We start from the raw sequence: 22,900 nt of genomic DNA, 5'->3' as shown, positions 1-22,900 counted from the left end.
CCTGCTCGCGAATACAGTCTGACATTCAACATCAATGTCGACTGATACACCGCTTTCGCGAGCAGGCTCGCTCCCACAGGGGCTCTAACCAAACGATTTGCAAGGAGTTACACCATGATTCCAGTCATCCTCTCCGGTGGTAGCGGTTCGCGTCTCTGGCCGCTTTCGCGCAAGCAGTTCCCGAAACAGTTCCTGGCCCTGACCGGTGAGCACACGCTGTTCCAGCAAACCCTGGAACGCCTGGTGTTCGAAGGCATGGACACGCCGATCGTGGTCTGCAACAAGGACCACCGCTTCATCGTCAATGAGCAGCTGGCCGCCCGCAAACTGGAAACCCAGCGCATCCTGATGGAACCGTTTGGCCGCAACACCGCGCCGGCCGTGGCGCTGACCGCGATGATGCTGGTCAATGAAGGCCGCGACGAGCTGATGCTGGTACTGCCGGCCGACCACGTGCTGGACGACCAGAAAGCCCTGCAACGCGCCCTGGCCCTGGCCACCGTCGCCGCCGAAAACGGCGAAATGGTGCTGTTCGGCGTACCGGCCACCAAACCGGAAACCGGCTACGGCTACATCAAGTCGACCAACGATTCGCTGCTGCCCGAAGGCGTCAGCCGTGTCTCGCACTTCGTCGAAAAACCTGACGTGAAACGTGCCACCGAGTTCGTCCAGTCCGGCGGCTACTTCTGGAACAGCGGCATGTTCCTGTTCCGTGCCAGCCGCTTCCTGGAAGAGCTGAAAAAGCACGATCCGGACATCTACGACACCTGCCTGCTGACCCTGGAACGCAGCCAGCAAGACCCGGACAGCGTCAGCATCGACGAAGCCACCTTCGCCTGCTGCCCGGACAACTCCATCGACTACTCCGTGATGGAAAAAACTCAGCGCGCCTGCGTGGTGCCGCTGACCGCGGGCTGGAGCGATGTCGGCTGCTGGTCGTCGCTGTGGGAAGTCAATCAGAAAGACGCCAACGGCAACGTCACCAAAGGCGATGTGGTGGTCCAGGACAGCCGCAACTGCATGATCCACGGCAACGGCAAACTGGTGTCGGTGATCGGCCTGGAAAACATCGTGGTCGTGGAAACCAAGGACGCCATGATGATCGCGCACAAGGACAAGGTCCAAGGCGTGAAACAGATGGTCAACACCCTTAACGAACAGGGCCGCAGCGAAACCCAGAACCACTGCGAAGTCTATCGTCCGTGGGGTTCCTACGATTCGGTGGACATGGGCGGGCGCTTCCAGGTCAAGCACATCTCGGTGAAACCGGGCGCGTGCCTGTCGCTGCAGATGCACCACCACCGTGCCGAGCACTGGATCGTCGTCAGCGGCACCGCCGAGGTGACCTGCGATGAAAACGTGTTCCTGCTGACCGAAAACCAGTCGACCTACATCCCGATCGCCTCGGTTCACCGCCTGCGCAATCCGGGCAAGATCCCGCTGGAAATCATCGAAGTGCAATCGGGCAGCTACCTGGGCGAGGACGATATCGAGCGCTATGACGATATCTACGGTCGTTCGACCCCGATCGAGCGTGGCGTGTCGGTGAAGACGATCGCGCAGTAAACCTCTCTAGACCTTGAGCCCCTGGCCGGCCTGCTGCGTTCCCCATCCGCAGCGGGTTGGCCGGGGGCTTTTTTGTTCTGCGTTGTCTGATAGGGCCCCATCGCGAGCAGGCTCGCTCCCACAGGTTTTTGCGTTGGTCACAAATTTTGTGTTCCACCCCGAACCACTGTGGGAGCGAGCCTGCTCGCGATGAGGCCCTCACATCCGCCACAAAAATCTCGCCCATCGCCAATCCCACCCACGCTTAGGTACGATGGCCCCATCTCCCTCCGAGGTCTGCGCGTCATGTTCATCGGCATCCTGCTGGTCATCACCTGGGTGATCCTGTTGCTGCGCTATCCGGCCAAGGCCCTGCCGGTTTCCCTGGCGGCCGCCGTCGGCCTGGGTATTGTCGCCACCTGGGTGATCTGGATGGACCACCGCGAACTCAAGCAACTGCAACGCCTGGAACTGCGCATCAGCTACGCGCCGCAACAGTGCCCCGCCGACCGTCCGCTGAAATTCACCATGAACAATGGCAACGATGTGCCGCTGACCGAACTGCGCTGGCGGGTGGCTGCCTATGCGCCGGGGGACACGGTCAACCTGGCCGACAATCAATACACCGCCCCACGCTACCGTGGCCCCGGCGAATTGCAGGCCGGCGACAACTGGGAAGACTGTTTGCCGCTGCCGCCCCTGCGCCCCGGCTACCGCCCGGAAACCCTGGAGTTTCGCGCCGAGCGTTTGCAGGGTAGCTTCTCCGACTGAACTGCTCCGTCTGAGCTTTCCCCTCAGAGTTTTCCCCCCCAACTGATTGCACAAGGACCGCGCCATGCCCGTTGCGTTGATTACCGGTTGTTCCAGCGGCATCGGCCGCGCCCTGGCCGATGCGTTCAAGGTTGCCGGCTATAAAGTCTGGGCCAGTGCCCGCAAGCCTGAAGATGTGGCGATGCTGGCCGCCGCCGGCTTCACCGCCGTGCAACTGGACGTCAACGACGCCCAGGCGCTTGAGCAGTTGAGCGAACGCATCAACCAGCAACACGGCGGCCTCGACGTGCTGATCAACAATGCCGGCTACGGCGCCATGGGGCCGTTGCTCGATGGCGGCGTGCAGGCGATGCAGCGCCAGTTCGAAACCAATGTGTTCGCCATCGTGGGGGTGACCCGCGCCCTGTTCCCGGTGTTGCGCCGGGCCAAAGGAATCGTGGTCAACGTCGGCAGCGTCTCCGGGGTGCTGGTCACACCGTTCGCTGGCGCCTACTGCGCCTCCAAGGCCGCGGTGCATGCGTTGAGCGACGCCTTGCGCATGGAACTGGCACCTTTTGGCGTGCGGGTCATGGAAGTGCAGCCAGGCGCCATTGCCTCAAGCTTCGCCAAGAATGCCGGTCACGAAGCCGAGCAACTGATCAGCGAGCAATCGCCATGGTTCCCGCTGCGTGAAGGCATTCGTGCACGGGCCAAGGCATCCCAGGACAACCCGACACCCGCCAGTGAATTCGCCGCCGGACTGCTCAAGGCCGTGCAGCAGGGCAAGCCGCCGCGCCTGATTCGCCTGGGCAATGGCAGCCGGGCGCTGCCGTTGCTGGCGACCTTGCTGCCCAAGGGATTGCTGGAATCGACCTTGATGAAGCGGTTTGGGTTGCGTGGGCAGCTCTAGTACCGCGTCGTCTGCATCGCGAGCAAGCTCGCTCCCACAAGTTTCTGCGCGATGGCGGCAATAGCATCCACACCGAAGATCCCTGTGGGAGCGAGCCTGCTCGCGATGGACGTCAACGATAACGCGGACTTTCAGACAAGCCCGCGTCGCCCTTCGGTTTTTCGCGAGCAGGCTCGCTCCTACAGGGGAATGGGTTACGCCCCATCACCTTGCTTGACCACCACCGTGCAGGTAATCCCCGCCGCCAGCAGCACACCCTCCGGCACTTCATCGATGTGAATCCGCACCGGCACCCGTTGCGCCAGGCGCACCCAGTTGAAGGTCGGGTTCACGTCGGCGATCAGCTCGCGGCTTTCCGGGTTGTCGCGGTCGTAGATCCCGCGGGAAATGCTTTCCACATGGCCCTTGAGCACTTCGCCGCTCATCAACTGCATGTCGGCCTTGTCGCCCACCCGTACGTGGGGCAGCTTGGTTTCTTCGAAGAAGCCATAGACCCAGAACGAGTTCATATCGACCACGGCCATTTTCGCTTCGCCGAAGCGCGCATAGTCGCCGCGATGCACATTCAGGTTGGTCACGTAACCGTCCACCGCCGCCCGGACTTCGGTGCGCTTGAGGTTGAGCTCGGCGGCTTCCAGTTGCGCCTGGGCCTGTTGATAGTCGGCCAGGGCCGAGTCGGCGATGTTGCTGGCGTCATCGCGGTTTTCCTTGGAGATCACCAGGTTGTCCAGGTCCGCGCGGCGATGGGCGTTGACCTTGCGCATCTCCCATGTGGCCTTGCGCGAAGCCACCAGGGACTGCGCCTGCTTCACCGCCAGACGATAGTGCTCGGGGTCGATCTGCATCAGCAGGTCGCCCTTCTTCACCAACTGGTTATCGCGTACCGGCACGTTCACCACTTCGCCGGTCACGTCGGCTGCGACGTTGATGATGTCGGCGCGCACACGGCCATCGCGGGTCCACGGGGTTTCCATGTAATGCACCCAGAGGGTGCGGCCGATCCAAATCGCAAGAGCCAGCACCAACAGGGTCGCGAGCAGGCTGAAAAGCTTTTTCATCAGGGCGTTCTCAGTGTTAGAGAGTCACGGGTAAACAGTCAGCGCCATGGCGCCGAACAGACAGGTAAACAGACTCAGGCGCAGCAGCGCCGGGTGCCAGAAGAAGCGGTACAGATCCAGCCCGGAAAGAAACCGGTCCAGCCCCCAGGCAAGCAGAGCCGCAATCAGAAACATCAGGGTCATGGTCGGCATGTACACGCCGTGGAAGGCGATTTCACGGGGCATGTTCAAGTCCTTGGGGCTTGGCCGGGCTGTAGCGGGACAGTGGCGATTGCGGGTCCAGCAGCGAGGTGCGGATGAAGTGCAGGTAGCTCTTCACCCGGCGCAGCGCCGATGTGTCGAAATGCGGGGCGAAGGGTTCATCGGTGGCTTGCACGCGGCTGATCGCGTGATCGACCGCCACCAGTGCGCGCTCCAGGTTGCTTTGGCCCGGTTGCAGGAACAGCCGCACCAGTGCACGCCCCATCACGCGGATCGACTGGCGCCAGGGCTGGGATTCGGCATAGGCCGGGTGCACCGGCAGTGTCGCCTGTTCCTTGCGCAACTCGATGATCGCGTGCCCCACCTCCAGCACCACGAACATCCAGCGCAGCAAATTGCGCTGCACCTGCGGCTGCCCCGCTGCGAAGCCGTAGGCCTGATGCACGAGGTCGCGCGTGCGGCTTTCAAAACTCGAAGCCAGGCCCTTGAGCTTGCCACTGATGGCGTACACCACCTGGCCACGCAGATCCTGCTCCAGCCGGCGCCACAACCAGCGGCTGTTGGGCGGCAGAATGATTGCCCCCGCCGCCGCGCACACCAGCATGCCGATCACCATGGCGATGTAGTCGTTGATAAAGGTGTAGGGGTTGTAGACCGTGAGGTTGTCCGGCACCGAACCGATGCTGAAGAAAATCAGCAACCCGACCCCGACCCCGGCATATTGCGGCCGCGAGGCGAGGAAGGCGCCGAGCACGAATACCGGCGCGAGCACCATGCACAACAGGGGGAAACCGTCGATCCACGGGTAGATGAAAAACATCTCGGCGAAACCGATCAGCGCCCCGAGAAAGGTGCCGCAGGCCATCTGGAACGACATGCGTTTGGGGTTCGGCGTGGCGGCGGACAGGCCCACGGTGGCAGCGGCCACCAGGGTCATGGTCGCCCCGCTCGGCCATGCGGTGGCCACCCAATAGCTGCCCAGCACCAGCAGAATGAACGACGCACGAATGCCCGACGCGGCAGCCGCCAGCCAGTTGGTCTGCGGGGTGAAGGGTTCATCCCAAAGTTCGCGCTCGTGGCTGTGATCGGCCAGGGACGCGTGGGTCTGTGCATAACTGTGCAAGTCGTCGACGAAGCGATAGAGCAGTTCGTAGGCCGTATGGAAATCCAGCAGTTCGGCGTCGCTCGGCTGGCTCGCCTGAAAGGTCGCCCGCAGGCTGCGCACCCGCGCCGGCAGCCCTTCCTTGTAGGCGGTCAGCGCCGTGACCAGTCGCACCGCATCGGCACTGGTCAAGGCACGGCCGCTGAAGCCGTCGAGCACTTCGGCCAGGTCCTGCAGGCCCGGTTTGATCGCGGCAGCCGCGTGCTCGCTGCAACTGCCGCGCAGGCGTTCGAGCAACTGATGCAAGGCATTGAAGCGGGTGCTGATGCCCATGAACTCGCTGTTCAGCCGACTGAGTCGACCGTTACGCCGGCGCATGTGCGGGTCTTCGAACACGGTGACGCTGCGCAGGCTTTCCAGGCCCACCGCTTCGGCGATGAAGCGCACGTTGCCGGCCTCGAACGCCTCCTGTTTGCTGCGCCCGCGCAAGCCGTCGGTGACGAACAGGGCGAACACGCCGAAGCGCTGGTACAAGGCGTTGCGCATGGCGGCACTGGAGGTTTGCGGCAGGATCGCGGCGCTGACCAGGGTCGAGCAGAGAATCCCCAGGGAAATTTCCAGCACCCGCCATACCGCCGCCATGAACGCGCCGTCGGGATGGGCCAGCGCCGGCAAGCCGACCATCGCCGCGGTGTAGCCGGCCAGCACGAATCCGTAGGCGCGGAAGTTGCGACTGCGCGCCGCGCCCGCCGTGCAGATGCCGACCCAGATCGCCAGCGCACCAAGGAACAGTTCGGTGTTCTGCGCGAACAGGGCAATCAGCGCCACCATCACCGTCGACCCGGCCAGGGTGCCGAGGAAGCGATAGAAACTCTTGGCGAACACCTGGCCACTTTGCGGCTGCATGACAATGAACACGGTAATCATCGCCGTGCGCGGTTGCGGCAATTCCAGGCGCATGGCCAGCCAGAGCGTCAGGAAGGCGGCGATCAGCACCTTGAAGATGTAGACCCAGGTCACGCCATCGCTGCGCGCCCAGTCGAAGAACCCCCGGCGCCATTCGAGGGAATACAGCCAGCGCAGAGGTGCGGGCAAGGGGGTCATGGAATCCTGCTCAGTAAAGTTCTGTGGCAACTTGCAACCTGTGGGAGCGAGCCTGCTCGCGATGAGGGAGTGTCAGTCGACATCAATGTTGAATGTCAGACCGCAATCGCGAGCAGGCTCGCTCCCACAGGGGCTTGTATTCAACGTAGAAGGACCGGGGTTGTCGGCGCAGCTGTCTGGCTGTCTTTGGGCACGTCGTTGCCCGCGCCCAATCCACCGCCGAGCGCCGTCACCAGTTCGGCATGGGCACTCAACCGCGCCGCCTGTACCTGCTGCTGCACCTGCTGTTGTTTGAACAACAGGGTCTGGGCATTGAGCACGTTGAGGTAGTCGGTGAGCCCGCGCTGGTAGGCGATCATCGCGATGTCGTAGGTCTTCTGCGCCGTGGCCACCGACTCGGCGGCGAAGGCTTGCTGCTTGTCCATCGACTCGCGGCGGATCAACTGATCGGAGATGTTCTTCAGCGCGTTGACCAGCGTCTGGTTGTACTTGGCCACGGCGATGTCATACCCGGCCGAGGCTTCGCCCAGTTCGGCGCGCAAACGCCCGCCGTCGAAAATCGGCAGGGAAATCGCCGGCCCCACGCTGTAGTTGAGTTTCTTGCCGGTCAGGAACTCCAGCGCCCCGCCGCCGGTGGCCATGTAGCCCAGGCTGCCGACCAGATCGACGTTGGGATAGAAACCGGCGTGCGCCACATCAATGCCGCGGGCCTGCGCCGCCACTTGCCAACGACTGGCGACCACGTCCGGGCGTTGGCCGAGCAATTGCGCAGGCAACGACGACGGCAATTTCAGCGCCGCGCCCAGCGACAGGGTCGGTCGTTGCAATTGCGCGCCTTCACCCGGCCCTTTACCTGCCAGCGCGGCCAGCTGATTGCGGCTCAGGGCGATTTCTTCGTCCAGGGCATCGATCTGCCGATGGGTTTCAGGCAACGGCGTCTGCGCCTGGCTGACTTCGAAATGGGTGCCGATGCCGCCGTTCAAGCGTTTTTGCGCCAGATCGAGGATCTGCTGTTGCTGCTTGAGAGTCGCTTCGACGATGTCCCGCTGCGCGTATTGCAGCGAGAGCTCGATGTAGACGCGCACGATGTTGTTCTGCAATTCGAGCTGGGCCTGGCGTGCTTCGGCCACCGTCATGTGGGCCATGTCCACCGCGCGCTCGGTGTTGTTGCTTTCGCGGCCCCAAAGGTCGAGGGCGTAACTGAAGCCCAGCGCCGCATTGTTGTCCCAGGTGGTGGAGTTGGCCAGGTCGCCGGGGCCATAGAACTGATCGGTGGGCCAGTTGTGGCGCTTGAGGGTGGACTCGCCGTTGATCTGCAACGATTCGGCGGATTCGGCAACGCCCGCCATGGCCTTGGCCTGGCGCACCCGGGCGGCGGCCATGGCCAGGCTCGGGCTGCCTTGTACGGCGAGGTCGATCCAGCGGCTCAGTTGCGGATCGCCATAAGCCTGCCACCATTGGGCCGTCGGCCAGTGCGCATCTTGAGCGGCGCTCTGGATGGCTTCGTCGGTGGCCAGCGAATCGGCCTCCAGCGCCTTGCCCTGCGGGGCAATACCTCCGGTTCCGATGCAGCCGCTGATTGCCAGGGTTAAAGCCAAAACACTGAGCGACTCGAGCGCTCTGCTGATGCGACGCGGCACTGCTGAAGATTCCTGGGGAAAATAAGGCTGGAACCTGTAGGAGCAAAGCTTGCTCGCGATGGCATCACCGCGGTGGACCTGAAAGACCTTGGTGAACCCATCGCGAGCAAGCTTTGCTCCTACAGGGATCGGCGCAATTCTATGGGGCGTCCGGAATGGCGATAAGGTGGGATTCCTGTGAATCTTTGTTACCGTTAACGCGATAATCCCTTGGTCGGGGTCTCAGACTCTGAAACTTCGTGTCACAATTTGCCATCGAACCCGAGAGCACCCCATGGACACATTGCAAAACATGCGCGCCTTCAGTTACGTGGCCGAGGCCGGCAGCTTCACCGCCGCCGCCGTGCAACTGGACACCACCACCGCCAACGTCTCGCGCGCGGTCTCCAACCTGGAAGCCCACCTGCAAACCCGTCTGCTCAACCGAACGACCCGACGCATCGCCCTGACCGAAGCCGGCAAGCGCTACCTGCTGCGCTGCGAACAAATCCTGGCCTACGTCGAAGAGGCAGAAGCCGAGGCCAGCGACGCCCACGCCCGCCCGGCCGGGCAACTGAAAGTGCACACCATGACCGGTATCGGCCAGCACTTCGTCATCGACGCCATCGCCCGCTACCGCAAGACCCACCCGGACGTGACCTTCGACCTGACCCTGGCCAACCGCGTCCCGGACCTGCTGGACGAGGGCTACGACGTGTCCATCGTGCTCGCCAGCGAACTGCCCGACTCGGGCTTCGTCTCCCAGCGCCTGGGCATCACCTACAGCATCGTTTGCGCCTCCCCGGCCTACGTCAAAGCCAACGGCTGCGCACAAAAACCCAGCGACCTGCTCAACCACGCCTGCCTGCGCCTGGTCAGCCCGGTCATCCCCCTGGAAAAATGGGCGTTCGACGGTCCCGATGGCCAGGAAATGGTCACCATCAACAGCTCGCCCTTCCTGGTGAACTCCGCCGACGCCATGAAAACCGCGATCATCAGCGGCATGGGTGTTGGCGTGCTGCCGCTGTACGCCGCAATCGACGGCCTGCGCAACGGCTCGTTGGTGCGGATGATGCCCAAGTACCGCTCGCAGGAGCTGAACCTGTACGCGATCTACCCGTCGCGGCAGTACCTGGATGCGAAGATCAAGACCTGGGTGGAATACCTGCGTGGGTCGCTGCCGGAGCTGCTGGCGGCGCATCAGGCGGAATTGGCCGCTTATGAATTGAGCGGAAGCCTGGCGGGGGCTCGGGTGGCCGATTGATGAGCGGCTTTTAGCCACTGTAGGAGCGAGCTTGCTCGCGAAAAAACGACTGAGCAACGCTGTCATTCAGGCAGCCCGCGTTATCGTTGACGTCCATCGCGAGCAAGCTCGCTCCTACAAAAAAAGCAAAAGCGCCTACTCGCAGACGAAACTGACAGCGCCGTCAGTTAGCAGTCACCTTCCTGACCCCCAAACAGGTTTATAAAGGAAGATACAAATTTCCCCGATCCCCTGCCCTGGCGCTTCTCTCGCATGCGAATCCAGCACAAACCCGCCCTGCTCGTCGCCCTTCTGATCCTCCTGGCAGCGCTGGGCCTGTGGTATGCCACCAAACCCGCCAAGGCCAGGCTCGCGGCGCCCAGTGCCATCCCCGTGCGCGTGGTTGCCGTCACCGAAAAAGACGTCCCTCGCTACGTCAGCGGCATCGGCTCGGTGCTGTCGCTGCACAGCGTCGTGGTCCGTCCGCAGATCGACGGCATCCTGACAAAAATCATGGTCAAGGAAGGCCAACTGGTGAACAAGGGCGACCTGCTGGCCACCATCGACGACCGCACCATCCGCGCCAACCTCGACCAGGCCCGTGCGCAACTGGGCCAAAGCCAGGCGCAGTTGCAAGTGGCGCTGGTCAACCTCAAGCGCTACAAGCTGCTGAGCGTCGACGACGGTGTTTCGAAACAGACCTACGACCAGCAACAGGCGCTGGTCAACCAGCTCAAGGCCACCGCCGAAGGCAACCAGGCGTCGATTGATGCGGCTCAAGTACAACTTTCCTACACGCAGATTCGCTCCCCGGTCACCGGCCGCGTCGGCATTCGCACGGTGGATGAAGGCAACTTCCTGCGCATGAGCGACGCTCAGGGCCTGTTCACGGTGACCCAGATCGACCCGATTGCCGTGGAGTTCTCCCTGCCGCAGCACATGCTGCCGACCCTGCAGGGCCTGATCAACGACCCGCAACACGCCAGGGTCAAGGCTTACATCGGCGCCGACACCGACGGCGAAACCGGCAATCTGCTGGGCGAAGGCCACCTGACCCTGATCGACAACCAGATCAACGCCAACACCGGGACCATCCGTGCCAAGGCTGAATTCAACAACGCCGGCCAGAAGCTCTGGCCGGGCCTGCTGGTGACGGTAAAGATTCAGACGGCCCTCGATAAGGATGCGCTGGTCGTACCGCCCACCGTCGTACAACGTGGCCTCGATCAGCCTTTCGTTTACCGGGTCCAGGGCGACAAGGTGGAGACGGTGCCGGTGGAGATGGTTTACCAGAGCAGCGGCCAGAACATCATCAAGGGCGTGAAACCGGGTGACGTGCTGGTCAGCGACGGCCAGTCGCGGCTCAAGCCCGGCTCCACGGTGCAAGTGCTGACCGATCCGGCGCAGGTGGTGCAATCGGAGGCCGAGCAATGAAAGGCCACGGTTCGGTTTCCGCTTGGTGCATCGACCATCCGGTCGCCACGGTACTGCTGACATTTGCCCTGGTGCTGCTGGGCGTCATCGCCTTCCCGCGCCTGCCGGTGGCGCCATTGCCCGAAGCGGAATTCCCGACCATCCAGGTGGCCGCGCAACTGCCTGGCGCCAGCCCGGAAACCATGGCCTCTTCGGTGGCCACGCCACTTGAGGTGCAGTTCAGCGCCATCCCCGGCGTGACCCAGATGACCTCCAGCAGCGCCCTGGGCTCGACCAACCTGACCCTGCAATTCACCCTCGACAAGAGCATCGATACCGCCGCCCAGGAAGTGCAGGCGGCGATCAACACCGCCGCCGGCAAGCTGCCCAAGGACATGCCGAACCTGCCGACCTGGCGCAAGGTCAACCCGGCCGACAGCCCGGTCTTGATCCTCAGCGTCAACTCGTCGCTGATGCCCGGCCCCGAGCTCAGTGACCTGACGGAAACCCTGTTGTCCCGTCAGATCAGTCAGATCGACGGTGTAGGCCAGGTCAACATTACCGGTCAGCAACGTCCGGCGATTCGCGTACAGGTCTCGGCGGACAAACTGGCGGCCATCGGCCTGACCCTGGCGGACATTCGCCTGGCGATCCAGCAGACCAGCCTCAACCTGGCCAAGGGTGCGCTGTACGGGGAGTCGAGCATTTCGACGCTCTCGACCAACGATCAACTGTTCCACCCCGAGGACTACAGCCAGCTGATCGTTTCCTACAAGGACGGGGCACCGGTCCATCTCAAGGACGTGGCCAAAGTGGTCAACGGTTCGGAAGATGCCTACGTCCAGGCCTGGGCGGGCACACAGCCGGGGGTCAACCTGGTGATCTTTCGCCAGCCGGGGGCCAACATCGTCGAGACCGTGGATCGCATCCAGGCGGCGCTGCCGGGCCTGGAAGCGATGCTGCCGGCCTCGGTCCAGGTCAAGACGCTGATCGACCGCACCCAGACCATTCGCGCCTCGCTGCATGAAGTGGAAATCACCCTGCTGATCGCGATCATGCTGGTGGTGGCGGTGATGGCCCTGTTCCTGCGCCAGTTGTCGGCGACCCTGATTGTATCGGCGGTGCTCGGTGTTTCGCTGGTCGCCAGTTTCGCCCTGATGTATGTCATGGGCTTCAGTTTGAACAACCTGACGCTGGTGGCGATCGTGGTCGCCGTGGGCTTCGTGGTCGACGATGCGATCGTGGTGGTGGAGAACATTCACCGGCATCTGGAGGCCGGCGACGGCATGCGCGAGGCCGCGATCAAAGGCGCCGGGGAAATCGGCTTCACCGTGGTGTCGATCAGTTTCTCGCTGGTGGCAGCGTTCATTCCGCTGCTGTTCATGGGCGGTGTGGTCGGGCGTTTGTTCAAGGAATTCGCCCTGACGGCCACCTCGACCATCCTGATTTCGGTGGTGGTCTCGCTGACGCTGGCGCCCACCCTGGCGGCGCTGTTCATGCGCGCCCCGGTGCATGATGCCCATGGCAAAAAAGGCTTCGGCGAGCGCCTGCTGGACCTCTATGAGAAAGGCCTGCGCCGTGCCCTCGCCCACCAGAAGCTGATGCTCGGCATCTTTGGCCTGTCGGTGGCGCTGGCCGTTGGTGGATACGTGTTCATCCCCAAAGGCTTTTTCCCGGTGCAGGACACCGGTTTCGTCCTCGGGACAACCGAAGCGGCTGCGGATATTTCCTACGGCGACATGGTGAAAAAACACCTGGCGATGGCCGAAATCGTCGCCGCCGATCCCGCGGTCCAGGCGTTCTCGCACTCGGTCGGGGTGTCGGGCAGCAACCAGACCATCGCCAACGGCCGTTTCTGGATCGCCCTGAAAAAACGTAGTGAGCGCGATGTGTCAGCCAGTGAGTTCATCGACCGGATTCGCCCGCAACTGATGAAAATCCCGGGCATCGTCCTGTACTTGCGCGCCGGCCAGGACATCAACCTCAGTTCCGGCCCGAGCCGTGCCCAGTATCAGTACGTGCTCAAGAGCAACGACGGTGCGGTGCTGAGCACCTGGACCCAGCGCCTGACGGAAAAACTGCGCGGCAACCCGGCCTTCCGCGACGTTTCCAACGACTTGCAACTGGGCGGCAGCATCACCCACATCAGCATCGATCGCAGCGCCGCGGCACGCTTCGGCCTGACCGCCAGCGATGTCGACGAAGCGCTGTACGATGCCTTCGGCCAGCGCCAGATCAACGAATTCCAGACGCAGGTCAACCAGTACAACGTGATCCTGGAACTGGACACCAAACAGCGCGGCAAGGCGGAAAGCCTCAATTACTTCTACCTGCGCTCGCCGCTGAGCGGTGAGATGGTGCCGCTGTCGGCACTGGCGCGGTTCGATGCCCCCACCGTGGGCCCGCTGTCCATCGCCCACGACGGCATGTTCCCGGCCGCCAACCTGTCGTTCAACCTGGCGCCCGGCGTGGCACTGGGCGATGCGGTGATCATGCTCAACCAGGCCAAGACCGACATCGGCATGCCGGTGGCGATCAGCGGCAACTTCCAGGGCGCGGCCCAGGCGTTCCAGAGTTCGCTGGCCAGCCAGCCATGGCTGATCCTCGCGGCGCTGGTGGCGGTGTACATCATTCTCGGCGTGCTCTACGAGAGCTTCGTGCACCCGCTGACCATCATCTCGACCCTGCCCGCGGCGGGGCTCGGGGCGGTGATCATGCTGTGGGCTTGCGGCCAGGACTTTTCGATCATGGCGCTGATCGGCCTGGTGCTGCTGATCGGCATCGTGAAGAAAAACGGCATCCTGATGATCGACTTCGCCCTGGAAGCGCAGCGCAAAGGTGGCCTGCCAGCGGAAGAAGCAATCTTCCAGGCCTGCCTCACACGGTTCCGGCCGATCATCATGACCACCCTCGCCGCCCTGCTCGGCGCCCTGCCGCTGATGCTCGGCTATGGCACCGGCGCCGAGCTGCGCCAACCCCTGGGGATCGCGGTGGTGGGCGGCCTGCTGGTGAGCCAGATGCTGACGTTGTTCACCACGCCGGTCATATACTTATGGCTGGAACGGCTATTCCATCGACCTGAAAAAACGGCGCCCGCATCGGCGCTGGCGACCACAGACTGAGGCAGGGTCATGCGCGTTCTGATTATCGAAGACGAGGAAAAAACCGCGGACTACCTGCACCGTGGCCTCACGGAACAGGGATACACCGTGGACCTGGCCCGCGACGGCGTGGAAGGCCTGCACATGGCGCTGGAAAGCGACTACGCGGTGATCGTCCTCGACGTGATGCTGCCGGGCCTCGATGGCTTCGGCGTACTGCGCGCCCTGCGTGCGCGCAAGCAAACGCCGGTGATCATGCTCACCGCCCGCGAGCGGGTCGAAGACCGCATCAAGGGCCTGCGCGACGGTGCCGACGATTACCTGGGCAAACCCTTTTCCTTCCTCGAACTGGTGGCCCGCCTGCAAGCGCTGACACGCCGCAGCGGCGGCCACGAACCGGTGCAAGTGAGCATCGCCGACCTGTGGATAGATTTGATCAGCCGCAAGGCCACCCGCGCCGGCACCCGCCTGGACCTGACCGCCAAGGAGTTTTCGCTGCTCAGTGTGCTGGCCCGTCGTCAGGGTGAAATTCTGTCGAAAACGGCGATTGCCGAAATGGTCTGGGACATCAATTTCGACAGTGACGCCAATGTCGTCGAAGTCGCGATCAAGCGACTGCGGGCCAAGCTCGACGGGCCGTTCGATGAAAAACTGCTGCACACGATCCGTGGCATGGGTTATGTGCTGGAGAGTCGCGGTGTCCGGTAACAGCATTGCCTTGCGCCTGAGCGGGATGTTCACGCTGGTGGCGCTTGTGGTGTTCCTGTTGATCGGCTGGGCGCTGTATCAGCAGGTCGACAAAGGCCTGGGCTTGCTGCCCGAGGCGGAGCTGGATGCGCGCTACAGCGTGCTCGAATCTACGGTCGGCCGTTACGGCACGCCGGAGCATTGGGTCAAGATCAACAACAAGCTCAAGCTGCTGGGCGAGGAAGACAAGCGCATCAGCTTCTGGATCACCAGCGGCGATCCACACTACGAATACGGCAACCTGACACCGCAGATCCGTGAGTTCGCCCAAGGCCCGCTGGGCATGCGCGACATGAACCTGCCCGGTCAGCCTTACCCGCTGAAAGTGCTGGTCAGCCAGTTCCCGGCCAAGGATCAACGGCCACCGCTGCGTTTCATGATCGGCATCGATACCGAGACGTTTTTCCAGACTCAGCACCAATTGCTGATCGCCCTGATCAGCCTGGCGATTGTCGGCGTGGTGCTGGCCTCGGCCCTGGGTTACTGGGTGGCGCGGATCGGCCTCAAGCCGCTGATCAAACTGTCCCAGGAGGCCCAGCGCCTGGCGCCGCCGTTGCGTTCCGGACGCTTGCGACTCTCGCCGCTGCCGCCGGAGTTGAATCAGTTCGTCAACTCGTTCAACGCCACTCTTGAGCGGGTCGAACAGGCCTACTCACGGCTGGAATCCTTCAACGCCGACGTCGCCCATGAACTGCGCTCGCCACTGACCAACCTGATTGGCCAGACCCAGGTGGCGCTGACCCGTGGACGCTCGGCGGAGCATTATTTCGAGGTCCTGCAATCGAACCTCGAAGAGCTGGAGCGACTGCGCTCGATCATCAACGACATGCTGTTCCTTGCCAGCGCGGACCAGGGCAGCAAGGCCACCAAACTCACCTCTACGTCCCTGGCCGATGAGGTCGCGACGACCCTGGAGTACCTGGATTTCATCCTCGAAGATGCCCAAGTTAAGGTACAGGTCAGCGGCGACGCCCAGGTGCAAATCGAAATCGCGCACCTGCGTCGGGCGTTGATCAACCTGCTGAACAACGCAGTGCAACACACCGAGCCCGGTCAGGTGATCCAGGTACGAATTGAAACCGGAGAACATCAGGTCAGTATCGGCGTCGCCAACCCCGGTTCGCCGATTGCCCGCGAACACCTGTCACGCTTGTTCGAACGCTTCTACCGGGTCGACGCCTCGCGCAGCAACAGCGGCCACAACCATGGCCTGGGGCTGGCGATCGTCAAGGCGATTGCATTGATGCACGGCGGGGATGTGTTTGTGCGCAGTGATCACGGCATGAATACCTTCGGGATTCATCTGCCGGTCTGACCCTCTTCCATTGTGGGAGCGAGCCTGCTCGCGATTGCATCACCCCGGTTCTTTGATCGTTCCCACGCTCCTCGTGGGAATGCAGCCCGGGACGCTCTGCGTCCCATTCAGAGCCGAACGCAGAGCGTCCGTTGAGGCATTCCAAAGCAGAGCGTGGGAACGATCCGCAGGCAACTTTTGCTTTTTGCGTAATAGTCCTTTCATGAATCCGCTCTTTTTCCCTCCGCCCGACATCCTTATCTTTGCTCGCACCAAACAGCACTTGCCAAGCAAGAAGGTTTTAAAGATGTCCAACAGTATGGGTATTGCCAGCGCTTTCGTTTTGTCCGCTTTGATCGTTTCTCCTTTCGCCATGGCTGAAGAATCGCAGGCCTTCGTCGCGCAGAACGCCGCACGCGCCGCGGCCTACGAGGAGTACCAGAACGAAATGACGGCCAAGGCCCAGCAAGCCACTCAAGCTCCGCAGGCATCCAGCACTCAGTCCGCAACCGATGCTCAGAAAGACAGTTGATCCACGCGCACTGCTCCATTTTCTCCTGACATTTTCATCGGCTCTTTCCCGTGAAAATTGTCTTCCAAGCCGCTCCCGTCAGCGGCTTTTTTTTGCCTGTTATTACTGCCCCCGCAACGATATGGGTCTATCCCTGTAGGAGCGAGCTTGCTCGCGATGGTCGTCAACGTTAACGCTCGCTGCCTGACACTCCGCGGTGCTCTGTCCTCCATCGCGAGCAAGCTCGCTCCTACAGAAGACGGGGGATGGGACTACGCTTACTCAGTCACTCCCGCAGACATCAGCCCCATGACCGCACGCCGTACCCCACATCGTTCAGTCAGCGCCGGGCGGCCCGAGCTCCTGGTGATCCTCGGCAGCAGCCTGACCGTCATCGCGATTCTCGCCATCGTCACCTTCCTGCTGATTCGCGAACACGCCAACGCTCAGCAAGCAGCCACACGCAGTGCGACCACCATCGCGCAGTTGATCGACGCCGATGTACTGCGCACGGTTGAGCTCTATGACCTGACCCTGCAAGGCTTGATTGCCGCCTCGCAGCGGGATGATCTCAAGCAGGTGTCGGCCGAAGTACGGCAACTGGTGCTCTTTGACCGCTCCGTCACGGCACGCTTCAAGAGCGACATTCTGTTGCTCGACAAGCATGGTGAAGTGCTCGCCGACTCCTCATTGATCGAGCCCAAACCGGGCAACTTCGCCGATCGGGAATATTTCCTCGCCCATGCCTTCAACCGCGACGCCGGCCTGTTCATCAGCCGCCCGTACAAGGCCCGCTGCGAATGCGAGTACAGCGACGAATGGCAAATCAGCTTCAGCCGGCGTATTTCCTCGGCAAGCGGCGAGTTTTTGGGCGTCGCGGTAGCCTCGATGCGCCTGGAGTACTTCGAACAGTTATTCAACAGCCTGGACGTTGGCACCGACAGCACCCTGGCCATCATCAATGACGATGGCATGCTGCTGGCTCAGAAGCCGTTTCTGCAAGGCAGCTCGATCGGCAAAAGCTATGCTGGCCGGCCCAATGTTGTGCGTATGTTGCAGGAGCGTAGCGGCAGCTTTGACAGTGTGTCGAGCGTGGACCAGCGGCAACGCCTGTATACGTTCAGCCGGGTCGGCAACCTGCCGCTGACGGTGATCGTTGCGCTGTCCGCTGATGAAGTATTCGCCACCTGGAAGCGCACGGCCATTGTCATCAGCGGCGCAACCGGGGTTCTGTGCCTGGCGTTGCTGTGGCTGACCTGGCTGCTCTGCCGCGAACTACGCCTGCGTCACTGCATCGAGAAGGAACTGGAGCAACTGGCCGCCACCGATGCACTGACTGGCGTAGCCAACCGCCGAACCCTGGATCAGACCCTACGCCACGAGTGGTTCCGCGCGCAGCGCTCCGGCAAGCCAATGTCGGTGCTGATGATCGATGCCGACCACTTCAAGGCCTTCAACGATCGTCATGGACACGCGGCTGGCGACGAAGCCTTGCGCTCACTGGCCGAGGTCATTGGCACCAACGTCCATCGCCCGACCGACCTGGTGGCCCGCTACGGCGGCGAGGAGTTTTCGGTGATCCTGGCCGAAACCGGCAATGATGGTGCTCGACAGATCGCCGAGCGCATCCGCGAACAGGTGGAAAAGTTGCCGCCGGTTACAGGCGATAAGCAGCCGATGACCGTCAGCATCGGCATCAGCACCTGGACCACCGCCAGTGACATCAGCCTTGAGCAGTTGCTGTTTTTGGCGGACAAGGCGCTGTATCAGGCCAAGGATGGGGGGCGAAACCAAGTGGTTAGCGCGTGAAAAGCAGGCATAAAAAAAGGCCACCCGAAGGTAGCCTTTAAAAAACTAGAGAGGTTTTTTACTTACACGGCCGCAACAGGACGCATGTAAGAAATCGGTGCAGTGCTGGCGTCTTCAAAGGTCACGACTTCCCAGGCATCTGTCTGCTCAATCAACTTGCGCAGCAGCTGGTTGTTCAGTGCGTGGCCGGACTTGAAGCCCTTGAACTCACCAATCAGGCTATTGCCCAGCAGGTAGAGGTCACCAATTGCATCGAGGATCTTGTGCTTCACGAATTCGTCTTCATAGCGAAGGCCGTCTTCGTTCAGTACACCATCCGAATCGACCACGATCGCGTTTTCAACGCTGCCGCCGAGTGCGAGGTTGTGCTTGCGCAGGTACTCGATGTCACTCATGAAACCAAAGGTACGGGCGCGGCTGACTTCTTTTACGAACGAAGTGCTGGAAAAGTCCACGCTTGCACTTTGTGTGCGGTTACGGAATACCGGGTGATCGAAATCGATCTCGAAGCTCACCTTGAACCCTTCGAAAGGGACGAAAGTGGCGCGCTTGTCGCCATCTTCCACTGTCACTTCCCGCAGGATACGGATGAACTTCTTGGCTGCATCCTGTTCTTCCAGGCCAGCCGATTGAATCAGAAATACGAAGGGTCCAGCGCTACCATCCATGATCGGGACTTCGGACGCGGAGAGCTCGACGTAGGCGTTATCGATGCCCAGGCCAGCCATGGCCGAAAGCAAGTGCTCAACCGTATCCACTTTCACGTCACCGTTGACCAGCGTCGTCGACATGGTTGTCTCGCCGACGTTGGCTGCACGAGCCGGGATCTCGACCACAGGATCGAGGTCGGCACGGCGAAAGACGATTCCGGTGTCGATCGGTGCGGGCTTGAGGGTCAGGTAAACCTTTTCCCCGGAATGCAGGCCTACACCTGTGGCACGGATAATATTTTTCAGTGTGCGTTGTTTAATCATGGCTTGGGCCGCTTCAGCGCAATTTGCGAACTGGTATCAACAAAGGCTGGCGATGATAGCAGACCACGCCTTTGCTGAACACCAATCACCTTCATAGCCCTGATACATTTCATCAATCGGCCTGACGACGCAGGAAAGCCGGGATGTCCAGGTAGTCCAGATCATCCTGCGGATTCATCTTCGTGGCAGCCGCAGCACCGGCCTGAGCCTGGTTGCGCATGACGGTCGGACGGTCCAGGTCACGGTAGTTCACCGCTGGAGCTTCCTGACGAACAGGGGCCTGTTGTTGTGGCTGTGGAGCCATCGAGGTGTGAACGGTGTTGTCGATGACCTTTACAGGCTTCTCGATCTTGGCGCCCAGACCGGTCGCAACCACAGTGACGTGCAGCTCATCGCGCATGTCCGGATCGATAACGGTACCGACCTTGACCATGGCGTGCTCGGAAGCGAAGGCTTCAATGATGCTACCCACGTCGGAGTACTCACCCAGGGACAGGTCAGGACCGGCGGTGATGTTCACCAGGATGCCGCGTGCGCCTTGCAGGTTCACGTCTTCGAGCAACGGGTTGCGGATGGCCGCTTCGGTGGCTTCGCGTGCGCGGTTCGGACCGCTGGCGCAGCCGGTGCCCATCATCGCCATGCCCATTTCGCTCATCACGGTGCGTACGTCGGCGAAGTCGACGTTGATCATGCCCGGACGCTTGATGATGTCGGAGATACCGCGAACGGCACCGGCCAGTACATCGTCAGCCTTGGCGAACGCCGACAGCAGGCTTGCATCCTTGCCGAGGATGGTCAGCAGCTTCTCGTTGGGAATGGTGATCAACGAGTCGACGCTTTCGGACAGCAGGCGAATGCCTTCGTCGGCCAGCTGCATACGCTTGCGGCCTTCGAACGGGAACGGACGGGTCACCACCGCAACGGTGAGGATGCCCAGTTCCTTGGCCACTTCGGCAATGATCGGCGCAGCACCGGTACCGGTACCGCCGCCCATGCCAGTGGTGATGAACACCATGTTGGTGCCCTGCAGGACTTCGGCAATGCGCTCACGATCTTCGAGAGCGGCCTGACGACCTACTTCAGGGTTGGCGCCAGCGCCCAGACCTTTGGTCACGCCGGTACCCAATTGCAGGATGGTCCGCGCGCTGATGCTCTTCAGCGCCTGGGCATCAGTGTTGGCGCAGATGAACTCGACGCCTTCAATGTTGCTCTTGACCATGTGATTAACGGCGTTGCCGCCGCCACCGCCTACGCCGATAACTTTAATGACCGGGCTTGCGGGGATGTTGTCTACGAGTTCGAACATTTTCCCTCTCCTTTACGTTCTCTAGTTTTTTCGCCTACTGCCTGTATCTACAACGGTGCTGCGGTACATCTTCAGAAATTGCCCTGGACCCAGCTCTTGATGCGATCGAGCAAGGCGCCTTTCGGCTCTTCGCTGCTGTAGTTGTCGCGGCTGCCGATACCCGAGAACGAAATGCCATCGGATTGCTTCTGCAGGCCGTACATCAACAGGCCAACGCCAGTGGAATAAATCGGGTTGCGCACCACGTCATCCAGACCGTTCACGCCATGAGGCACGCCCAGGCGTACCGGCATGTGGAATATTTCCTCGGCCAGTTCGGTGGCGCCTTCCATCTTCGCCGTACCACCGGTCAGCACGATGCCGGCCGGGATCAGGTCTTCGTAACCGCTGCGACGCAGCTCGGCCTGGATCAGCGTGAACAGCTCGTCGTAACGCGGCTCGACCACCTCGGCCAGGGCCTGGCGGGACAGTTCGCGCGGAGGGCGGTCGCCAACGCTTGGCACCTTGATGGTTTCGCCGGCACCGGCCAGCTTGGCCAGGGCGCAGGCGTAGCGGATCTTGATTTCTTCGGCGTACTGGGTCGGGGTGCGCAACGCCATGGCGATGTCGTTGGTGACCTGGTCACCGGCAATCGGGATCACCGCGGTGTGACGGATCGCGCCTTCGGTGAAGATCGCGATGTCGGTGGTGCCGCCGCCGATGTCCACCAGGCACACGCCGAGCTCTTTTTCGTCATCGGTCAGTACCGAGTACGCAGACGCCAGTTGCTCGAGAATGATGTCGTCGATTTCCAGGCCGCAGCGGCGCACGCATTTTTCAATGTTCTGTGCAGCGTTGACGGCGCAGGTGACCACGTGGACCTTGGCTTCCAGACGCACGCCGGACATGCCCAAAGGCTCGCGAACGCCTTCCTGGTTATCGATCACGTAGTCCTGCGGCAGGGTGTGCAGCACGCGTTGGTCCGCCGGAATCGCCACGGCCTGGGCGGCGTCGAGGACGCGCTCAAGGTCGGCCGAGCTGACTTCGCGATCCCGAATCGCCACGATGCCGTGGGAGTTCAGGCTGCGGATGTGATTGCCGGCCACGCCAACGAATGCCGAGTGGATGCGGCAACCGGCCATCAGCTGTGCCTCTTCGATGGCACGCTGGATCGACTGAACGGTGGACTCGATGTTCACCACCACGCCTTTCTTCAGGCCACGGGACGGGTGCGTACCGATCCCGACGATATTCAGCGTGCCGTTATCCTCGACCTCGCCTACCAGCGCCACCACCTTGGAGGTGCCGATATCGAGACCGACGATCATTTTGCCGCTTTGCACGTTTGCCATGGGTCCTGCCTCTTCTCAATTCTTCGCGACAGCGGGTTGGGCTGCCGGGGGCGCTACAGGTTCCCGCCAGCCAACGGCTAGGCCGTTGGCGTAGCGCAGATCGATGCGCGCAATGTTCGTAATCTGTTCTTTAAGCGTCTTGTCGTAGATGGCAATGAAACGGCGCATCTTTTCCACCAGGTTGCCGCGTCCAAGCAGCAGCTCGATTCCGGGGCCCGCGCTGCCAGGGCCGGTGGTCAGGAACCAACTGCCTCGTTCACGCAACTCCAAACGTGCGATGGAGAAGCCCAGTGGTCTGAGCATCTGACTCAGTACCTGGTATTGCTGCATCACCTGCTGCTGAGCCCGTTGTGGGCCGAACAGCTGCGGCAGGTGTTCGTAATTGGCCAGCTCGCGCGGAGTGAACGCCTGACCCTGGTTGTTCAACAGCGATTCATCGCCCCAGCGAGCCACCGGCAGTTGCTCTTCCAGGCGAATCACTACCTGATCCGGCCATACCCGCCGCACTTCGGCGTGGGCAATCCATGGCATCTGTTCCAGCTCGGTGCGCATGCTCTCCAGGTCGATGGTGAAAAAGCTCGACGCCACGTACGGGGCGATTCGCTGCTGCACCGCCTGCTGGCTGATGTAGCTCAAGTCGCCCTGGACATTGATTTTGGTGATCGGCCGGTCGGCGTACGGCAGCAAACGCTGTGCGCCTTCATAAGTGCCGAACCCCAATGCAACCAGCAGCACCGGCCAGAACAGGCTTTTCAGAAAGCCGAAGTTGGCTTTCGGCAGGCGCGCGGACATCGGCTCTTTGGCCACCATTCGGCTGGCACCCCGTGGCACCGGCTTGCGGCCGGGTGCGGGGGGCTGATGTCTCAACTGTGCGCCTTGCAT

18 protein-coding genes are annotated in these 22,900 nt (G+C 61.9%); 10 read left to right on the top strand and 8 right to left on the bottom strand.

Annotation, left to right across the window (positions count from 1 at the left end):
• The first annotated feature begins 114 nt into the window (after positions 1 to 114).
• The 3 genes from ABTV29_RS05005 (at position 115) to ABTV29_RS04995 (ending at position 3,205) form a co-directional block, all read left to right on the top strand.
• Positions 115 to 1,566, top strand: coding sequence for a mannose-1-phosphate guanylyltransferase/mannose-6-phosphate isomerase (locus ABTV29_RS05005; protein WP_433769088.1), 1,452 nt, complete (start codon positions 115 to 117; stop codon positions 1,564 to 1,566).
• Between the two features lie 285 nt (positions 1,567 to 1,851).
• Entirely contained in the window at positions 1,852 to 2,316 is a 465-nt protein-coding gene (locus tag ABTV29_RS05000) for a multidrug transporter (protein ID WP_433769087.1), read from the top strand.
• Between the two features lie 64 nt (positions 2,317 to 2,380).
• Complete coding sequence (locus ABTV29_RS04995; protein WP_433769086.1) at positions 2,381 to 3,205, top strand: SDR family oxidoreductase; 825 nt, start codon at positions 2,381 to 2,383, stop codon at positions 3,203 to 3,205.
• A 194-nt stretch (positions 3,206 to 3,399) separates the two neighbouring features.
• Here the strand turns inward: ABTV29_RS04995 and ABTV29_RS04990 are convergent, their stop codons facing one another.
• The 4 genes from ABTV29_RS04990 to ABTV29_RS04975 all read right to left on the bottom strand — a co-directional run bounded on the left by ABTV29_RS04990 (position 3,400) and on the right by ABTV29_RS04975 (position 8,310).
• Positions 3,400 to 4,263, bottom strand: a complete 864-nt coding sequence (locus ABTV29_RS04990) for an efflux RND transporter periplasmic adaptor subunit (RefSeq protein ID WP_433769085.1) — start codon at positions 4,261 to 4,263, stop codon at positions 3,400 to 3,402.
• Between the two features lie 24 nt (positions 4,264 to 4,287).
• A complete protein-coding gene (locus ABTV29_RS04985; protein WP_433769084.1) occupies positions 4,288 to 4,488 on the bottom strand; it encodes a DUF1656 domain-containing protein in 201 nt (66 codons plus the stop codon).
• Positions 4,478 to 6,670, bottom strand: a complete 2,193-nt coding sequence (locus ABTV29_RS04980) for an FUSC family protein (RefSeq protein WP_433769083.1) — start codon at positions 6,668 to 6,670, stop codon at positions 4,478 to 4,480. Before ABTV29_RS04980 ends, ABTV29_RS04985 begins: the two co-directional genes overlap by 11 nt.
• A 140-nt stretch (positions 6,671 to 6,810) precedes the next feature.
• Complete coding sequence (locus ABTV29_RS04975; RefSeq protein WP_433769082.1) at positions 6,811 to 8,310, bottom strand: efflux transporter outer membrane subunit; 1,500 nt, start codon at positions 8,308 to 8,310, stop codon at positions 6,811 to 6,813.
• A gap of 274 nt (positions 8,311 to 8,584) precedes the next feature.
• Here ABTV29_RS04975 and ABTV29_RS04970 point away from each other — a divergent pair, with 274 nt between their 5' ends.
• From ABTV29_RS04970 to ABTV29_RS04940, 7 genes are all read left to right on the top strand, one after another.
• Complete coding sequence (locus ABTV29_RS04970; RefSeq protein WP_433769081.1) at positions 8,585 to 9,553, top strand: LysR family transcriptional regulator; 969 nt, start codon at positions 8,585 to 8,587, stop codon at positions 9,551 to 9,553.
• A 252-nt stretch (positions 9,554 to 9,805) separates the two neighbouring features.
• Positions 9,806 to 10,966, top strand: a complete 1,161-nt coding sequence (locus tag ABTV29_RS04965; RefSeq protein ID WP_433769080.1) for an efflux RND transporter periplasmic adaptor subunit — start codon at positions 9,806 to 9,808, stop codon at positions 10,964 to 10,966.
• Complete coding sequence (locus ABTV29_RS04960; RefSeq protein ID WP_433769079.1) at positions 10,963 to 14,067, top strand: multidrug efflux RND transporter permease subunit; 3,105 nt, start codon at positions 10,963 to 10,965, stop codon at positions 14,065 to 14,067. Before ABTV29_RS04965 ends, ABTV29_RS04960 begins: the two co-directional genes overlap by 4 nt.
• A gap of 9 nt (positions 14,068 to 14,076) precedes the next feature.
• Entirely contained in the window at positions 14,077 to 14,754 is a 678-nt protein-coding gene (locus tag ABTV29_RS04955; protein WP_433769078.1) for a heavy metal response regulator transcription factor, read from the top strand.
• Positions 14,744 to 16,108, top strand: a complete 1,365-nt coding sequence (locus ABTV29_RS04950; protein ID WP_433769077.1) for a heavy metal sensor histidine kinase — start codon at positions 14,744 to 14,746, stop codon at positions 16,106 to 16,108. Before ABTV29_RS04955 ends, ABTV29_RS04950 begins: the two co-directional genes overlap by 11 nt.
• Before the next feature lie 286 nt (positions 16,109 to 16,394).
• Positions 16,395 to 16,619, top strand: a complete 225-nt coding sequence (locus tag ABTV29_RS04945) for a hypothetical protein (RefSeq protein ID WP_433771746.1) — start codon at positions 16,395 to 16,397, stop codon at positions 16,617 to 16,619.
• 288 nt (positions 16,620 to 16,907) lie between these two features.
• Entirely contained in the window at positions 16,908 to 18,407 is a 1,500-nt protein-coding gene (locus ABTV29_RS04940; RefSeq protein ID WP_433769076.1) for a diguanylate cyclase, read from the top strand.
• A gap of 62 nt (positions 18,408 to 18,469) precedes the next feature.
• On the opposite strand, the gene lpxC is transcribed toward ABTV29_RS04940, so the two are convergent.
• The 4 genes from lpxC to ABTV29_RS04920 all read right to left on the bottom strand — a co-directional run bounded on the left by lpxC (position 18,470) and on the right by ABTV29_RS04920 (position 22,900).
• Positions 18,470 to 19,381, bottom strand: a complete 912-nt coding sequence (gene lpxC / locus ABTV29_RS04935) for a UDP-3-O-acyl-N-acetylglucosamine deacetylase (protein WP_110964794.1) — start codon at positions 19,379 to 19,381, stop codon at positions 18,470 to 18,472.
• A 112-nt stretch (positions 19,382 to 19,493) separates the two neighbouring features.
• Entirely contained in the window at positions 19,494 to 20,687 is a 1,194-nt protein-coding gene (gene ftsZ, locus ABTV29_RS04930) for a cell division protein FtsZ (RefSeq protein ID WP_433769075.1), read from the bottom strand.
• A gap of 71 nt (positions 20,688 to 20,758) precedes the next feature.
• Positions 20,759 to 22,018 carry a cell division protein FtsA gene (gene ftsA, locus ABTV29_RS04925; RefSeq protein ID WP_110964796.1) on the bottom strand — a complete coding sequence of 420 codons (1,260 nt, stop codon included), beginning with the start codon at positions 22,016 to 22,018 and terminating at the stop codon, positions 20,759 to 20,761.
• Positions 22,019 to 22,033: 15 nt separating this feature from the next.
• Positions 22,034 to 22,900, bottom strand: coding sequence for a cell division protein FtsQ/DivIB (locus ABTV29_RS04920; RefSeq protein ID WP_433769074.1), 867 nt, complete (start codon positions 22,898 to 22,900; stop codon positions 22,034 to 22,036).

Source organism: Pseudomonas putida, from assembly GCF_050989985.1.
In the GTDB taxonomy this organism is placed as follows: Bacteria; Pseudomonadota; Gammaproteobacteria; order Pseudomonadales; family Pseudomonadaceae; genus Aquipseudomonas; species Aquipseudomonas putida_AI.
This window is presented reverse-complemented; position numbering and strand designations above follow the sequence as displayed.

Bases quoted from the DNA above. Each gene is read 5' to 3' on its own strand.
- ABTV29_RS04965 (WP_433769080.1), top strand. From the start codon at position 9,806: ATGCGAATCCAGCACAAACCCGCCCTGCTCGTCGCCCTTCTGATCCTC.
- ABTV29_RS04990 (WP_433769085.1), bottom strand. From the start codon at position 4,263: ATGAAAAAGCTTTTCAGCCTGCTCGCGACCCTGTTGGTGCTGGCTCTT.
- ABTV29_RS04980 (WP_433769083.1), bottom strand. From the start codon at position 6,670: ATGACCCCCTTGCCCGCACCTCTGCGCTGGCTGTATTCCCTCGAATGG.
- ABTV29_RS04945 (WP_433771746.1), top strand. From the start codon at position 16,395: ATGTCCAACAGTATGGGTATTGCCAGCGCTTTCGTTTTGTCCGCTTTG.
- ABTV29_RS05000 (WP_433769087.1), top strand. From the start codon at position 1,852: ATGTTCATCGGCATCCTGCTGGTCATCACCTGGGTGATCCTGTTGCTG.
- lpxC (WP_110964794.1), bottom strand. From the start codon at position 19,381: ATGATTAAACAACGCACACTGAAAAATATTATCCGTGCCACAGGTGTA.
- ABTV29_RS04995 (WP_433769086.1), top strand. From the start codon at position 2,381: ATGCCCGTTGCGTTGATTACCGGTTGTTCCAGCGGCATCGGCCGCGCC.
- ABTV29_RS04955 (WP_433769078.1), top strand. From the start codon at position 14,077: ATGCGCGTTCTGATTATCGAAGACGAGGAAAAAACCGCGGACTACCTG.
- ABTV29_RS05005 (WP_433769088.1), top strand. From the start codon at position 115: ATGATTCCAGTCATCCTCTCCGGTGGTAGCGGTTCGCGTCTCTGGCCG.
- ftsA (WP_110964796.1), bottom strand. From the start codon at position 22,018: ATGGCAAACGTGCAAAGCGGCAAAATGATCGTCGGTCTCGATATCGGC.
- ABTV29_RS04940 (WP_433769076.1), top strand. From the start codon at position 16,908: ATGACCGCACGCCGTACCCCACATCGTTCAGTCAGCGCCGGGCGGCCC.
- ABTV29_RS04960 (WP_433769079.1), top strand. From the start codon at position 10,963: ATGAAAGGCCACGGTTCGGTTTCCGCTTGGTGCATCGACCATCCGGTC.
- ABTV29_RS04970 (WP_433769081.1), top strand. From the start codon at position 8,585: ATGGACACATTGCAAAACATGCGCGCCTTCAGTTACGTGGCCGAGGCC.
- ABTV29_RS04920 (WP_433769074.1), bottom strand. From the start codon at position 22,900: ATGCAAGGCGCACAGTTGAGACATCAGCCCCCCGCACCCGGCCGCAAG.
- ABTV29_RS04985 (WP_433769084.1), bottom strand. From the start codon at position 4,488: ATGCCCCGTGAAATCGCCTTCCACGGCGTGTACATGCCGACCATGACC.
- ftsZ (WP_433769075.1), bottom strand. From the start codon at position 20,687: ATGTTCGAACTCGTAGACAACATCCCCGCAAGCCCGGTCATTAAAGTT.